The sequence below is a fragment of the Kocuria gwangalliensis genome, assembly GCF_039544365.1.
Classification (GTDB): Bacteria; Actinomycetota; Actinomycetes; order Actinomycetales; family Micrococcaceae; genus Kocuria; species Kocuria gwangalliensis.
The window spans coordinates 66,647-83,114 of the sequence record NZ_BAABLN010000008.1 but is presented as its reverse complement, the minus strand read 5'-3'; the positions used below and the strand labels follow the sequence as shown (position 1 = coordinate 83,114).

The following is a 16,468-nucleotide window of genomic DNA, read 5'->3' as shown; positions in this document are numbered from 1 at the left end:
CCCGATGGCGGAACAGACGTAAGTGAGGAATCCCATGACGCAGCAACGCACCAACACGGTGCTGGACCAGATCATCGAGGGGGTGCGCGAGGACCTCGAAGCCCGCCGCGCGGTGGTCAGTCTGCAGCAACTGCAGCGCACCGCCCGGACCCAGGCGCCCGCCTTGGATGCCGAACGTGCCTTGCGCGGTAGCGAACCCGCCTCGGTTCAGGTGCTGTCCGAGGTCAAGCGTTCGAGCCCGTCCAAGGGCGCCCTGGCGGACATCGCCGATCCCGCCGCACTGGCTGCGGCCTACGAACGAGGCGGTGCCAGCGCGATATCCGTGCTCACGGAGAAGCGTCGCTTCGGTGGTTCGCTCACCGACCTGGATGCCGTGCGCCAGGCCGTTACCATCCCGGTATTGCGCAAGGACTTCACCGTGGACGAGTACCAGATCTGGGAGGCCCGGGCCCACGGCGCGGACATGGTGCTGCTGATCGTGGCGGCCCTCGACGATCCCACGCTGCGTCGGTTCCTGGACCTGACCCATGAGCTGGGTATGCACGCGCTGGTCGAAACGCACACCACCGAGGAGATTCGGCGGGCCGTTGCGGTCGGGGCGCGAATCATCGGTGTGAATACGCGCAATCTCAAGACTTTGGACGTGGATGTGGACACCTTCGGTCGACTGGCCGATCAGATCCCCACGGACGCCGTGATCATTGCCGAATCCGGTGTGTCCGGCGAGGACCAGATCAAGCTCTACGCCGGCCACGGCGCCAATGCGGTGCTGACCGGTGAGGTACTGGTCAGGTCCGACGACCCGTCCCGCACCATTGCCCGGTTCCGGGAGGTGGGTGCGGCGGCGCGCGTTGACTTCCTGGCGGGGAATAAGCCACCGGCCGCCCAGGCCGAGTTCGCCGCGGAGCAGCTCGACGCCGCCGACGCCGCTGCGCCGGCCTCCGGTGGGCGTTCCCTGAAGAACTCACCGGGCCCGTACTTCGGTGACTTCGGGGGCCGGTGGATGCCGGAGTCCTTGGTGGCCGCACTGGACGAGCTGACCGAGGTCTTCGACAAGGCACGCACCGATGACGAGTTCGCCGAGGAGTTCCAGCGGCTGTCCCGCGACTACTCCGGCAGGCCCTCCTTGCTCACCGAGGCCAAGCGCTTCGGGGAGGCCATCGGGGCCCGCGTGTTCCTGAAGCGTGAGGACCTCAACCACACCGGGTCGCACAAGATCAACAACGTCCTGGGCCAAGCCCTGCTCGCCAAGCGCATGGGGAAGAACCGGTTGATCGCCGAAACCGGTGCCGGCCAGCACGGCGTGGCCACCGCGACCGCCGCGGCCCTGTTCGGCATGGAATGTTGCGTGTACATGGGTGAGGAGGACACACGGCGTCAGGCCCTGAACGTCGCCCGCATGCAACTGCTCGGTGCCGAGGTCGTGCCCGTGTCCCACGGCTCGGCCACGTTGAAGGACGCCATCAACGAGGCCCTGCGCGACTGGGTGGCCTCCGTGGACACCACGCACTACTTGCTGGGTACCGCAGCCGGTCCGCACCCGTTCCCCACCATGGTCCGCTACTTCCACGAGCAGATCGGTGAGGAGGCCCGGGCGCAGATCCTGGAGCAGACCGGGCAATTGCCCGACGCCGTCACGGCGTGCGTGGGCGGTGGTTCCAATGCGATCGGTATCTTCCACGGTTTCCTGGACGACCCCGAGGTCGAGCTCTACGGTAACGAGGCCGGCGGCGAGGGCGTGGACACCGAACGTCACGCGGCCACCATCACGCTCGGCCGCCCGGGTGTGCTGCACGGTGCTAAGACGTTCCTCATGCAGGACACGGACGGGCAGACCATTGAATCGCATTCGATTTCCGCGGGTCTGGACTACCCGGCCGTGGGGCCCGAACACGCGCACCTGCATGCGATCGGCCGAGTGAAGTACGAGGCCATCACGGACACCCAGGCCATGGATGCCTTCAAGCTGCTGTCCCGCACCGAGGGCATCATCCCCGCGATCGAGTCATCACACGCCCTGGCCGGGGCGCGGGAGCTGGCGGCACGTTGGGTCCAGGAACTCGGCCCCGAGACCGCAGCGGAGAAAATCATCCTGGTGTCCCTGTCCGGGCGCGGCGACAAAGACGTGGCGACGGCCGCGGAATGGTTTGATTTGCTTCCCGAGAACAGCGATGAGGAGCAGGTCGGTCAGAAAGGTGAACAACTATGAGCGCCCCCGAAACCGTCCGCCCCGGAGTGGGCGGGCTGGCAGAACGTATCCTTCCCCGGAACCTCACCCGAAACCCGGACTCCAAACTGGTCGCACGCATTGCCCGGTGCAAGGCCGAGGGGCGCCCCGCGCTCGTCGGCTACCTGCCCGCCGGCTACCCGACCGTGGCCGAATCGGTCGAAGCGGCGGTGGCCCTGGGTCAAAACGGCGCGGACATCATTGAGATCGGGATCCCGTACTCGGATCCCGTCATGGACGGAACCGTCATCCAGGACGCCACCACCCTTGCGCTGGCCAACGGCGTGCGTGTGGCGGATGCCTTCACGGTCGTGAGGGCCGTCTCCGAACGCACGGACGCCGTTCCCGTGGTGATGACCTATTGGAACCCCGTGCTGCAAACCGGCGTGGACGAATTTTCCCGCGGGCTGCTCGAGGCCGGGGGAGCGGGCATCATCACCCCGGACCTGATCCCCGATGAAGCCGACGACTGGTTCGAGGCCTCCCAGAAGTACGGCTTGGACCGGATCTTCCTGGTTGCCCCGTCCACCACTCGGGAGCGCATGGACATGACCGTCAAGGCGTCCTCCGGTTTCGTGTACGCCGTGTCCATCATGGGCGTCACCGGCGCGCGGGACCAGGTGTCATCGGCCGCAGAGGACGTCGTGGCGCGCGCACGCGAAGCCGGCGCCCAGAACGTGTGCGTGGGTCTGGGTGTTTCCAACCGCGCTCACGTCGAGGAAATCGGTGCGTACGCGGACGGCGTCATTGTGGGCACCGCGCTCGTGCGCGCCCTGGGCGAGGGCGGTCCCGACGCCGTGGGTCGCCTGGCCGCCGAACTGTCCGGGCGCGGCTGATGCCGCCGGTCGTTGCCGCAGCAATTCCGTCCCCGGACATCAGTAGTTTCTCCCTCGGGCCCCTGACCATCCACTTCTACGCCCTGTGCATCCTGCTGGGCATAGCCGCGGCCGTGTGGCTCACCATGCGCCGCTGGAAGGACCGGGGCCAGGACCCGGACGTCCTGTGGGACATCGTGTTCTGGGCCGTGATCGCGGGCATCATCGGATCCCGCGCCTACCACGTGCTCATCACGGACCCCGGCGAATACTTCGGTCCCGGTGCTGATCCCCTGGACGCGCTCAAGATCTGGGAGGGCGGCCTGGGCATCATGGGCGGCGTGCTCTTCGGGGCCGGTGCCGCCTGGCTCGTGTCACGCAAGAACAACGTACCCCTGTGGTATTTCGCGGACGCCGTAGCACCCTCGCTCCTGTTGGCGCAGGGCATCGGCCGGTGGGGCAACTGGTTCAACCAGGAACTTTTCGGCAAGCCCACCGATCTGCCCTGGGGACTGGAAATCGATCCGAGCTCCGGGAACTTCCCGGCCGGGTTGCCCGCGGACACCCTGTTCCATCCCACATTCCTCTACGAGAGCCTGTGGAACCTCGCCGGAGTGGTGATATTAATCACACTGGGCAAGCGGTTGCACCTCACCCACGGCCGCGTGTTCGCCCTGTACCTGGTGTATTACGGCGTGGGGAGGCTCCTGATCGAGTTGTTCCTGCGGATTGACCCGGCGTTGCTGATTGCCGGTCAAAGGGTCCACGTGTGGACGTCATTGGCCCTGGTGCTGTTCGGTATCGCATTATTTATGGCAATATCCGCGAAGATGCGCAAAAGCCCCGACGTGCCCGCGGGCGGTGCTGCGCACTCCGCACTCCGCTGAGCACCGGCTACCACAAAATGCCCCCGGTGACCCCGGGGGCATTGTGCTGGGTGGTGGCCCTCACAATACAATTTCTGATCGTGGTAAATTACCCGTGCGCCACACCGGGGATTCGTCATCATGCGAGTCCCACGTTCGGTGGTGATCCGTCGGCCCGTCGAGGTTCGACCCAGTAGTTCGCAGCGCCGCGGACGCATATGTCATCTGGATCAGATGATGTCCGTACGCACTTCACCCCAGTTGCCCGGGCATTGTTGACACTTCAGACCTGCCCACCAACCCGGTGAGGAGCTCCCTATGAGCCAAGTCAACCACGTAGCCCCCGTGACCAGCGTTGTCACCGACGCGGTCAACCGCGACACGGGCCACCCTGACTCGCGCAGCCAGCTACCCCCCGCGGAATCTCCGTTCCGGGCCTTCTCCACCCAGCCCGAGGACCAGGGTCTCTACCGCGGTGCGGACGAGAAGGACGCGTGCGGCCTGGCGGTTGTCGCCACCCTCGACGGCAACTCCACCCACGAGATCGTGGAGGCCGCGCTGACGGCCCTGCGTAATCTCGAGCACCGCGGTGCCGTGGGTGGCGACGAGGGCACCGGCGACGGCGCCGGCATCCTCACCCAGATTCCCGACGCCTTCTTCCGGGACACCGTGAACTTCCAACTGCCCCCCGCGGGCGCCTACGCAGTGGGTACCGCGTTCATGCCCACCGGTGGCCAGCACCTGGAACCGCTGCAGCGCGCACTTGAGGATCTCGCCGTGATGGAGGGTCTGCGCGTGCTCGGTTGGCGTGACGTCCCCGTCGTGGATGATGCCGTGGGTGCGTCCGCCCGCGCGGTCATGCCCACGTTCGTGCAGTTCTTCGTGGCGGACGAACGCCACAACGCCAGGGGAGCGAGTCTGTTCGAACCCGGCGCGGCGGCGTCGTTCGATCCCACGCACCTGCAGCTGGAACTGGACCAGAAGGTCTTCCGCGTGCGCAAGCGCGCGCAGAACAAGTTCGGGGTGTACTTCCCCAGCTTCTCCTCACGCACGCTGGTGTACAAAGGCATGCTGACCACCGCGCAGCTGCAGCCCTTCTACCCGGACCTCTCCGACGAGCGGTTCACCACCAAGCTGGCCGTGGTGCACTCGCGTTTTTCGACCAACACGTTCCCGTCGTGGCCGCTCGCCCAGCCCATGCGCACCCTGGCGCACAACGGTGAGATCAACACCGTCATGGGCAACCGCAACTGGATGCGCGCCCGCCAGTCGTCGATGTCCGGTGCCGTGTTGGGCCGCAACCCCGAGGAGCTGTTCCCGATCTGCTCGGAAGGCGCCTCCGACTCCCAGTCCCTGGACGAGGTGGCCGAGCTGCTGCAGCTGGCCGGGCGTCCGGTCACCGAGACCATGCTCATGCTCATCCCGGAGGCCTGGGAGAACAACGAGAGCATGGACCCGGACCTCAGGGCGTTCTACCAGTACCACTCGACGCTCATGGAGCCGTGGGACGGCCCGGCGTGCGTGTCCTTCACGGACGGCAAGCGGGTGGGATCGGTGCTGGACCGCAATGGTCTGCGCCCCGGGCGTTTCTGGGAGACCGAGGACGGTCTGGTCATCTTCGCGTCGGAGGTCGGTGTCATCGACATCGGTGACCGCAAGGTGGTGCGCAAGGGTCGCGTGTCCCCGGGAACCATGTTCCTGGTCGACACCGAAGAGGGCCGCATTGTCGACAACGATGAGATCAAGGCCGAGTTGGCCGCTGCCAAGCCGTGGCGCGACTGGGTCCAGGACTCCATAGTGGCGATCAGTGAGCTGCCCGAACGTGAGCACATGGTCCATCCCGCGCATTCCGTGCGGCTGCGTCAGAAGACCTTCGGTTACACCGAGGAAGATCTCAAGAAGATCATCGGCCCCATGGCCGTGGCCGGCGCCGAGCCGATTTACGCCATGGGCACCGACACTCCGGTGGCCGTGCTCTCCGATCGGTCCCGGTTGCTCTACGACTACTTCGTGCAGTCCTTCGCGCAGGTGACCAACCCGCCCCTGGATGCGATCCGCGAGGAACTGGTGACCTCGCTGACCGGTTCGGTGGGCCCCATGGCCAACCTGTTGGCCACCCAGCAGGCCAAGACCCGCCTGATCAAGGTGGACTTCCCGGTCATCAACAACGATCAGCTGGACCAGTTCCTGCACCTGGACAACGACGACGGCGCCGCACTCACCCTCAAGGTGCGCGGCCTGTACCGCCCCGACGGCGGGGAGGAATCCCTGCGCGCGCGCATTGCCGAAATCTGCGAAAAGGTGTCCACCGCGGTCAACCGCGGCGTGCAGTTCGTGATCATTTCCGACCGCGATTCCAACGGCGGCTGGGCACCCATTCCGTCGCTGCTGCTGACCTCTGCCGTCCACCATCACCTGTTGCGTTCGGCCACCCGCACCAAGGTCGCGCTGATCGTGGAATCCGGTGACGTGCGCGAGGTTCATCACGTGGCTCTGCTGCTGGGTTACGGCGCATCCGCCGTGAACCCGTATCTGGCCATGGAATCCGCGGAGGAGCTCGTGCGCCGCGATGACATCACCGGGGTGAGTGAGGAAGAGGCCGTCTACAACTTGATCAAGGCGCTCGGCAAGGGCGTTCAGAAGATCATGTCCAAGATGGGTATCTCCACGGTGCAGTCCTACTGCGGTGCCCAGACCTTCGAGGCGCTGGGCCTGTCGGGCGAGCTGGTGAACGCGTACTTCTACGGAACGCGCACCCAGATCCAGGGTGTGGGCCTGGACGTGATCGCGGAGGAAACCGCGTCCCGCCACCGCCTGGCCTACCCGGAGGACGGTGTCACCGAACCCCACCGCGACCTGGTCATCGGCGGTGAGTACGACTGGCGCCGCGAAGGACCGCGGCACTTGTTCGACCCGCAGACCGTGTTCCGGCTCCAGCACGCCACGCAAACGGGCCGGTACGACATCTTCAAGTCCTACACCGCGCGCGTGGACGATCAGTCACGTGAGCTGGCCACACTGCGCGGTCTCATGAGCTTCACCTCGGAGCGGGAACCCATCCCGATCGATCAGGTGGAACCCGTGAGCTCGATCGTCAAACGGTTCTCGACCGGCGCCATGAGTTACGGCTCCATTTCCATGGAGGCCCACGAGACCCTGGCGATCGCCATGAACCGGTTGGGAGGTAAGTCCAACACCGGCGAGGGCGGCGAGGATCCCGAACGATTGATGGATCCCGAGCGCCGCTCGGCCGTCAAACAGATCGCCTCGGGTCGCTTCGGTGTCACCAGCTTGTACCTGGCCACCGCGGACGACCTGCAGATCAAGATGGCCCAGGGCGCCAAACCCGGTGAGGGCGGCCAGCTGATGGCGCAGAAGGTTTACCCCTGGATCGCGCGCACCCGTCACTCGACCCCGGGTGTGTCCCTGATCTCGCCCCCGCCGCATCACGACATTTACTCGATCGAGGATCTCGCGCAGCTGATTTACGACCTCAAGCGCGCCAACCCCCGGTCCCGGGTGCACGTGAAGCTCGTCTCCGAACGGGGGATCGGCACGGTGGCGGCGGGCGTGACCAAGGCCAAGGCCGACGTCGTGCTCATTTCCGGTCACGACGGCGGCACCGGCGCCGCGCCGCTGAACTCGCTCAAGCACGCGGGGATGCCGTGGGAGCTGGGCCTGGCCGAGGCCCAGCAGACCCTGCGGCTGAACGGGTTGCGCGAACGCGTGGTCGTGCAGGCGGATGGTCAGCTCAAGACCGGCCGTGACGTGGTGGTTGCAGCGTTGTTGGGCGCCGAGGAATTCGGTTTCGCCACCGCGCCCCTGGTGGTGGAGGGCTGCATCATGATGCGCAAGTGCCACTTGGACACCTGCCCCGTGGGCGTGGCCACCCAGAACCCGGAACTGCGCAAGCGCTTCACGGGCAAGGCCGAGCACGTGGTGAACTTCTTCGAGTTCATCGCGCAGGAAGTGCGCGAGTACCTGGCTCAACTGGGCTTCCACAGCATTGAGGAAGCCGTGGGTCACGCAGAGGTGCTGCGCACCCGCGAGGCAATTGAGCATTGGAAGGCCAAGGGCCTGGACCTGAGCCCCATCCTGGACTCGTTCCAGTCACCGGGTTTCAAGGACGGGCTGCGCAACACGCGCACACAGGATCACGAGTTGGCGGACCACTTCGACAACAAGCTGATCCCGCTGGCCGCCCCGGCCATCGAGAAGGGCGAACCGGTGCGGGTCATGGAGCGCGTCATCAATACCGACCGCACCGTGGGCACCATGCTGGGTTACACGGTGACCAGCGCCCTGGGTTTGCAGGAGCTGGCCGACGACACCATCGATGTGACCCTGACCGGTGAAGCGGGACAGTCCATGGGCGCGTTCATTCCCCGCGGCATCACGCTGCGATTGGAAGGCGACGCCAATGACTACACGGGTAAGGGCCTGTCCGGCGGCCGCATCGTGGTGCGCCCGCCGCGCGAGGCGATTTTTGCCTCCCACGAGAACGTGATCGCCGGCAACGTGATCGGCTACGGCGCCACGAGCGGTGAAATGTTCTTCAGCGGCACGGTGGGCGAGCGGTTCCTGGTGCGCAACTCGGGCGCCACCGCGGTGGTTGAGGGAATCGGTGACCACGGATGCGAGTACATGACCGGCGGGGTGGCACTCGTACTGGGCGAGACGGGCCGCAACTTCGGTGCGGGCATGTCCGGTGGCGTGGCCTACGTGCTGGATCTGGACGAGTCGGACATCAATAAGCAGGCACGGGATTCCGGTGAACTGCTCTTGGCAACACTCGACGCGCAGGACCGCGAACTGGTCCTGTCGCTCATCAAACGACACGGTGAGGAAACCGAGTCCGAATGGGCTGCCGAGTTGTTGGAGAACCCCGACGACGTCATCGCGCGCATGACAAAATTGCTGCCGCGAGATTATTCCGCGGTGCTCGCACTGCGTAATCAGGCCGAGGCCGCCGGGGACGACCCGGACGGTGACGGCACCTGGCACAAGATTTTGGAGGTGACCACGCGTGGCTGATCCCCGTGGTTTTCTGAAAGTTCGACACCGCGAAGACCGCCCCAAACGCCCGGTTCCCGTGCGCATCATGGACTGGAACGAGGTTCAGGAACGGCAGAACTCGCAAACCCTGCACGAGCAGGCCGGCCGGTGCATGGACTGCGGTGTGCCGTTCTGCCACCAGGGCTGCCCGCTGGGCAACCTGATTCCGGAATGGAACGACCTGGTGTGGCGCGGTAAGAAGGATGAGGCCGTGGAGCGCATGCACGCGACCAACAATTTCCCGGAGTTCACGGGTCGGGTGTGCCCGGCCCCGTGCGAGTCCTCCTGCGTGCTGAGCATCAACCAACCGGCCGTGACCATTAAGCAGATCGAGTACGAGATCGGTGAGATGGCCTTCGACGAGGGTTACGTCAAACCGTTCATCCCGGCACGCCTGGTCGGTAAGACCGTGGCCGTGGTCGGCTCGGGTCCGGCCGGTTTGGCGGCGGCCCAGCAGTTGACGCAGGCCGGGTTCACGGTGGCGGTGTACGAGCGCGATGACCGCATCGGCGGCTTGCTGCGCTACGGCATCCCCGATTTCAAGCTCGAGAAATCAGTGGTGGACCGTCGCCTGGATGTCATGGCCGCCGAGGGCACGCGTTTCCGCACCGGCATCGAGATCGGCAAGGACATCACCTGGGACGTCCTTCGACGCCGCTACGACGCCGTGATCGTTGCCACCGGCGCCACCCGCCCGCGCGAACTGGATATCCCAGGCCGTAAGCTGCAGGGGATTCACCACGCCATGGACTACCTGGTGCGATCCAACCGGCTGTCCGCGGGGGACGAGGTCGCGGATCTCATTGACGCGCGCGGCAAGAACGTGATCGTGCTCGGAGGCGGTGACACCGGCTCGGACTGCATTGGCACCGCCCACCGGCAGGGAGCTGCGTCTGTGACGTCCCTGGCCATCGGTCGCAAGCCACCGGTGGACCGTGCCGACGAGGAACCGTGGCCCATGATGCCCAAGGTCTTCGAGGTCTCCTCCTCTCACGAAGAAGGTGGTGACCGCACGTACCTCGCGTCCACCGTGGACTTCGTGGGGGACGAGAACGGCCACGTGACGGGCCTGAAGGTTGCCGAAACCGAGTACCTGGACAATGGCCGGCGCGTTCCGAAGGAGGGCACCGAAAAGGTCATTCCGGCCGACCTCGTCTTCTTGGCGCTGGGTTTCACCGGGAACGAGTCGGACGACCTCACGTCCCAGCTGTCCGTGGAACTTGATCGCCGCACCAACGTGGCCCGAGACGAGCAGTACATGACCGCCGTCGACGGCGTGTTCTCCTGCGGGGACGCGGGCCGCGGCCAGTCGCTCGTGGTCTGGGCAATTGCCGAGGGGCGCGCGTGCGCGGCCGAGGTGGAACGGCACCTCACCGGACAGACACGCCTCCCACAGCCCGTGGCGCCGTCGGAACGTGCCATTGACTTGAGCCTTTAGCTAAAGCGATACCCGGCCGTATCAATCCTCGGCCCCCGTTGCTAAACTGGGAACCGAATTCCGGCAAAGTGGCCGTGCTGGAACAGCGACACGCTGTTTCATCGCGGCCACTTTTCTGTTTTCCCCCTCTAGTCTCCGACCGAAAGGGATTCACCCATGCGTCGAGCGAAGATCGTGGCCACCATTGGCCCGGCTATTTCCTCGTACGAGCACCTCACCCAGGCCATTCAGGCCGGAATGAATGTGGCTCGCCTGAACATGAGCCACGGTGATCACAACGTTCACAACGCCTCCTACGAGAACCTGCGACGGGCCAGCGAAGCACTCGACACCACGGTGGCCATCCTCGCCGACCTGCAGGGCCCCAAGATTCGACTGGGCAACTTTGCGAACGGCCCGTACAGCCTGGAGGTGGGCGACCCGTTCACCATCACCATCGAGGATGTCGAGGGGTCCCAGGAGTTGTCCTCCACCACGCACAAGGGTCTACCCGGTGACGTCAACGTGGGCGACCCGCTGCTGATCGACGACGGCAAGGTGGCCCTCAGGGCCACCAAGGTCACGGACACCACCGTGGAGACCGAAGTGATCGTGGGTGGCCCCGTCTCCAACCACAAGGGCATCAACCTCCCCGGTGTGGCCGTCAACGTTCCCGCGCTCAGTGACAAGGACGAGGATGACCTGCGTTGGGCCCTCCAGCGCGGCGTCGACATCATTGCGCTGTCCTTCGTGCGAGACGCCGAGGACATCACCCGCGTGCATGAAATCATGGCGGAAGAAGGCCGGACCATCCCGGTCATCGCCAAGATCGAGAAGCCGCAGGCCGTGGACAGCCTCCACGAAATCATTGACGCCTTCGACGGCATCATGGTGGCCCGTGGTGACCTGGGCGTGGAGCTCCCTCTCGAGGCCGTGCCGATCGTGCAGAAGCGCGCCATTGAATTGGCACGCCGGTGGGCCAAGCCCGTGATCGTGGCCACTCAGGTCCTCGAGTCCATGATCGACAATCCGCGCCCCACCCGGGCCGAGGCCTCCGACTGTGCCAACGCCGTGCTCGACGGTGCGGACGCGGTCATGCTCTCCGGTGAGACCTCCGTGGGTAAGTACCCGGTGCAAACCATCGAGACGATGGCCAGGATCATTGAGGCCACCGAGACCCAGGGTATGGACCGCATGCCTCCACTGGGCACCGAGCCCCGCACCCGCGGTGGTGCCGTGACCCGGGCCGCAGTGACCATGTCACGTCAGTTGGACGTCAATTACATTTGCACGTTCACCCAATCGGGTGATTCCGCCCGCCGCCTGTCCCGGTTGCGGCCCGACCGCCCGATCCTGGCCTTCACTCCCGTGCAGAACGTCATGGCTCTGCTGTCGTTGCTGTGGGGTGTCAAACCCATCCTGGTCGAGCATGTGCACCACACGGACGAAATGACCAAGCAGGTGGACCATTACATGCTGGAGAAGGGCCTGGCCGGCTCGGATGACCTGGTCATCATTTGCGCGGGTTCACCTCCGGGCGTGGCAGGTTCCACCAACCTGGTCAAGGTCCACCGCGTGGGCGACCTGGACGATGCCGGTGAGGCACCCGTCCGCGAACAGCACGAACGCGTTGGTCCGTGGCGCGAGAGCCTGCCGGCCTCGGCTCCCTGGCGCGAATCGTGATCGGCTAGTTTCCCACCGCGTACGCCCACGGCGGCCCGGGCACTTCGGTGCGCGGGTCGCCGTCGGCGTACGGGGCCTATCGGAGTGGCCCTACCCTTCTGTGCCGCGTCAGAGCCATACCTTGCGTCCGAAGCGTCGTAAGGACCTCATGCCGAGGCCGGAAGGGTTCTCATGACGCCTGCGGTGTGGTCACAGCACCGGCTGAACATTTTTGGCAGAGGTTCGTCGCGTTGACGGGGCCTGGCCTGCGGACGTCGTCCCCAGATGTCAAGCGCTCGTTCCTCCGCCTCAGTCCGGTTCTTACCCTCGACGCCGACGACGCCGCCACGGCACGTTGATCCCGTAGACGGTTCACGTTCTAGGCGTTGGTAGAACCCCTCACTAAACCTGGTGCGCCGTTAGAACCTTTGGCCGAGGCCGAAAGGGTTCTAAGGAAGCCTGCGGTGCGGTTGAAGGCTCCAACTGCACCTCAGATGGTGGAGATCAGGTGTCGATCCGGCCGCGCGTACGAAAAAACGGCCCCGTGCACACGAGGCCGTTTCTTCACCGCTCTCAATAAGCGGTTCATGGTGCCCAAGGTGGGACTCGAACCCACACATGTTTCCATACTGCATTTTGAGTGCAGCGCGTCTGCCAATTCCGCCACTTGGGCTAGCGTGTTACAGATTCACGGCACGAGGCCGTGAGCAGCGGTAACAGCCTACACGATGAGCGGTAGGCTGGAGACCAAAGCGCCGCGCACGGCTTGCCGTGTGGCGTGTCTCATGCCCAACCCGCCGCAATGGCGTGGTTTGATGCGATATCCAGTTTGATTCCCAGCTAACCAAGGAGTTCCCCCGTGACGGAATCGCCCGAAGCGTCCACTCCCGCTCCCTCGAATGCTCCCGCCAAAACCGTGGTGGTCGCCGAGGATGAGGCCTTGATCCGCATGGACATCGTGGAGATGCTTCGTGAAGCCGGTTACAACGTGGTGGCCGAGGCGGAAAATGGTCAACGTGCCGTGGACCTCGCCCGTGAGCACACCCCGGACCTGGTTCTCATGGACGTGAAAATGCCCGTCATGGACGGCATCACTGCGGCAGAGCAGATCGCGGAGGAGCGGATCGCTCCCGTGGTGCTGCTGACGGCCTTCAGCCAGCGCGAACTCGTGGAGCGTGCGCGTGAGGCGGGCGCCATGGCCTACGTGGTCAAGCCGTTCACCGTGGACGATGTGGTGCCGGCCATTGAGATCGCGATGTCCCGATTCGAGGAGATCTTCGCGCTGGAGAACGAGGTGGCGGACATGAAGGAACAGTTCGCCACACGCAAACTCGTGGAGCGCGCCAAGTCCCTCCTGCAGACCAAGATGGGTCTGTCCGAACCCGAGGCGTTCCGCTGGATTCAGAAGACCTCGATGGATCGCAGACTGTCCATGCGTGAAGTGGCCGATGCGATCATCAACCAGGTGACCTGAGGCCGGCTTCTCCGAGTGCCCCGGGCGAACGCCTAGGATGGACGCGTGAGTGAGACGAGCGACGCCCAGACCAACGCAAGCCAGGACACCTCCGCCGATCCCGTGGTGGTGATCGGGGAGAAAACCGATTCCCCCCAATCAATCACGCTGCCCGGCACGGTGAGCCACCCGGAACGACGCCTGCTCCTGATCGACGGGCATTCCCTGGCCTTCCGCGCGTTCTTCGCGCTGTCCCGCGCCGCGGAGTACGGCAGCGGCCCGGGTTTCGTCACCTCGGAGGGAGTCCACACCGAAGGTGTTTACGGGTTTGTGAACACCATGGTCAAGCTGATTCGCGATTATCAACCGACCCACTTGGTGGTGTCCTTCGACCTCGAAGGCCCCACGCTGCGTTCCCAGGAGTACGGGGACTACAAGGGCGGTCGTGACGAGACCCCCGAGGATTTCCACGGCCAGGTGCCGAATATCGAACGCATCCTCGAGGCACTCGGAGTCCCTGTGGTCACCCTTCAGGGCTACGAGGCCGACGACGTTCTGGCCACCTTGGCCAGGCGCGGCGTCTCGGAGGACTTCGAAGTTCTCGTTTTCTCCGGAGACCGTGATGCGTTTCAGATGGTCAACGACCACGTCAATATCGTGTACCCGGGTCGCACCCCGTCCGATCTACGCCGTATGGATGCCCAGGCCGTCTACGAGAAGTACAAGGTGGCCCCGCAGAACTACCCGGACCTCGCCGCCCTCACGGGTGAGCAGGCGGACAACCTGCCGGGCGTGCCCGGTGTGGGCCCCGGCTTCGCGGCCAAGTGGATCACGACCTACGGTCCCGTGGAGTCAGTGCTCGAGCACGCGGACAAAATTACCGGTAAGAAGGGCGAGGCGCTGCGCGAGAACATTGAGCTCGTGCGACGCAATCGCAAATTGAACCGGTTGGAAACCGATCTCGACCTCGACATCGAATTCGACAACGCCGCGCTCCCCGTCCCGGACACGGACAGGGTGGACGAGGTCTTCGACGAACTCGAATTCGGCGCCGGCCTGCGCGGCCGGCTTCTGGACGCCTTCGGCAATGCCGGTGCGGGCGGGCCCAGCTCGGACGCTCCCGTGGTGAGCACGGTCGAGCGCGTGACCACGGCGGAGCAGTGGCGGCACTGGCTGGACGAGAACAAGGACACCGAAACTCCCGCCGTGGTGCGGCGTCTGCTGCCGGATCCCAAAGCGGCGTCGGGCGGGGAAGTCACGGCTCTCGTGTTCACCGCGAACACCAGCGCGGTGGTGGATGTCCTCGCCGCGGACCAGGACTTGGCCACCGCCGTGGACCATTGGCTCGAAGACCCCACCGAACCGAAAATCGTGGACGGCCTCAAGGACCTGTTCCACGGCCTCGTGGACCGCGGTGTGACCCTGGACGGCGTGCACGACGACGTCCAGCTCTCCGGCTACCTCGTGCGTCCCGCGCTGCGCAGTTACGACCTCGAGGCCCAGCTCGCCCAGCACCTGGAACTCGAGGTGCCGGACGCGGGTGACCCCGCGGCGTCGTCGGGCAAGGGCAAGGCCGCCCAGACGGAGCTGGACCTGGGCGAGGACCAAGGCCTCGAAGCGATCCCGGACGAGGTACTGCGGCGTGAAGCGAGCCTGGGCGCCGCCTGCGCCCAGCTGAGCCAGCATTTGCGTGCCCTGCTCGAGGCGGACGGCCAACTGCCGCTGCTGCTGGAGCTGGAAATGCCGCTGGCGGTAATTCTGGCGCGCATGGAGAACCTGGGTGTGGCCATCGACCGTTCCGGGATCGACCAGTTGTACAAGGACCTGCAGCAGCCCATTGACGAGAACAAGGAGCTGGCGCAGGCGCAGATCGAGGGCACGGTGAACCTGGGTTCACCCAAACAGTTGCAGACCGTGATGTTCGAGGAACTGGGCCTGCCCAAGACCAAGAAGACCAAGACCGGTTACACCACGGACGCCGCGGCGGTGGCGGACCTGCTGGGTCGGGTGGACCCGGAAACGCAGGGCTCCCGGTTTCTTGTGGCGCTCATGAACTGGCGTGAGTACTCCAAGCTCAAGCAGATCGTCGAGGGGTTGCGCAAGGCCATTGCCGAGGACGGCCGGATCCACACGACCTACATGCAGACCGTGGCGGCCACCGGGCGGCTGTCCTCGACCGACCCCAACCTGCAGAACATTCCGGTGCGCACCGAACAGGGGCAACGCATTCGCAACGTGTTCGTGGTCGGATCGGATGTGGACGGCCCGTTCGAGACCCTCATGACCGCGGACTACTCACAAATCGAAATGCGCATCATGGCGCATTTGTCCGGGGACGAGGCACTCATCGAGGCCTTCCGGGCGGGGGAGGACCTGCATCGTTTCGTGGGCTCGCGCGTGTTCAACGTGGCACCCGAAGAGGTCACCGCGCAGATGCGCTCCAAGGTCAAGGCCATGAGCTACGGACTGGTGTACGGGCTCAGCTCCTACGGGCTGTCCCAGCAGCTCAGCATTCCCGTGGATGAGGCACGGACCATGATGAGCGAATACTTCGAGCGATTCGGTGGGGTGCGCGACTTCCTGCGCGGTGTCGTGGACGAGGCCCGCGAGAAGGGTTACACCGAGACCATCGACGGCCGACGCCGTTACCTCCCGGACCTCACGAGTGACAATCGGCTGGCCCGGCAGTCCGCGGAGCGCGCGGCACTCAACGCTCCCATTCAGGGGTCCGCTGCGGACATCATCAAGAAGGCAATGATCGGGGTGGATCGTGCCCTGGACGAGCAGGAGCTCCGTTCGCGCGTGCTGCTGCAGGTCCATGACGAACTCATCGTGGAGGTCGCCACCGGAGAGGTCGAGGCCGTGGAGAAGATCCTGCGCGAGGAGATGGCGGGTGCCGCTGATTTGACAGTCCCCCTGGACGTCAACGTGGGCACCGGCCGCACGTGGCAACAGGCCGCGCATTAAAATCAT

Annotated in this window: 8 protein-coding genes and 1 tRNA gene; 8 read left to right on the top strand and 1 reads right to left on the bottom strand. The window is 65.2% G+C overall.

Annotated elements, in window-relative coordinates; all coding sequences use genetic code 11:
• Positions 1-34 precede the first annotated feature (34 nt).
• The 6 genes from trpB (at position 35) to pyk (ending at position 12,063) form a co-directional block, all read left to right on the top strand.
• A complete protein-coding gene (gene trpB, locus ABEA06_RS03625; protein WP_345310586.1) occupies positions 35-2,209 on the top strand; it encodes a tryptophan synthase subunit beta in 2,175 nt (724 codons plus the stop codon).
• Positions 2,206-3,063 (top strand): tryptophan synthase subunit alpha, encoded by an 858-nt coding sequence (gene trpA / locus ABEA06_RS03620; RefSeq protein WP_345310585.1) that lies wholly within the window; start codon positions 2,206-2,208, stop codon positions 3,061-3,063. The genes trpB and trpA overlap by 4 nt, the downstream gene beginning before the upstream one ends.
• Positions 3,063-3,929, top strand: coding sequence for a prolipoprotein diacylglyceryl transferase (gene lgt, locus ABEA06_RS03615; RefSeq protein ID WP_345310584.1), 867 nt, complete (start codon positions 3,063-3,065; stop codon positions 3,927-3,929). The genes trpA and lgt overlap by 1 nt, the downstream gene beginning before the upstream one ends.
• 297 nt (positions 3,930-4,226) lie before the next feature.
• The gene (gltB, locus tag ABEA06_RS03610; RefSeq protein WP_345310583.1) at positions 4,227-8,942 is read left to right on the top strand and encodes a glutamate synthase large subunit; all 4,716 of its coding nucleotides are present in this window, start codon (positions 4,227-4,229) and stop codon (positions 8,940-8,942) included.
• Entirely contained in the window at positions 8,935-10,401 is a 1,467-nt protein-coding gene (locus ABEA06_RS03605) for a glutamate synthase subunit beta (RefSeq protein ID WP_303381860.1), read from the top strand. The genes gltB and ABEA06_RS03605 overlap by 8 nt, the downstream gene beginning before the upstream one ends.
• A gap of 156 nt (positions 10,402-10,557) precedes the next feature.
• A complete protein-coding gene (pyk, locus tag ABEA06_RS03600; RefSeq protein WP_303381861.1) occupies positions 10,558-12,063 on the top strand; it encodes a pyruvate kinase in 1,506 nt (501 codons plus the stop codon).
• A 567-nt stretch (positions 12,064-12,630) separates the two neighbouring features.
• Here the strand turns inward: pyk and ABEA06_RS03595 are convergent.
• A tRNA-Leu gene (locus ABEA06_RS03595) sits at positions 12,631-12,715 on the bottom strand.
• A 186-nt stretch (positions 12,716-12,901) separates the two neighbouring features.
• Between ABEA06_RS03595 and ABEA06_RS03590 the strand changes: the two genes are divergently transcribed.
• Positions 12,902-13,516 (top strand): ANTAR domain-containing response regulator, encoded by a 615-nt coding sequence (locus ABEA06_RS03590; protein ID WP_303381862.1) that lies wholly within the window; start codon positions 12,902-12,904, stop codon positions 13,514-13,516.
• 45 nt (positions 13,517-13,561) lie between these two features.
• The gene (gene polA / locus ABEA06_RS03585; RefSeq protein WP_345310582.1) at positions 13,562-16,462 is read left to right on the top strand and encodes a DNA polymerase I; all 2,901 of its coding nucleotides are present in this window, start codon (positions 13,562-13,564) and stop codon (positions 16,460-16,462) included.
• Positions 16,463-16,468 lie beyond the last annotated feature (6 nt).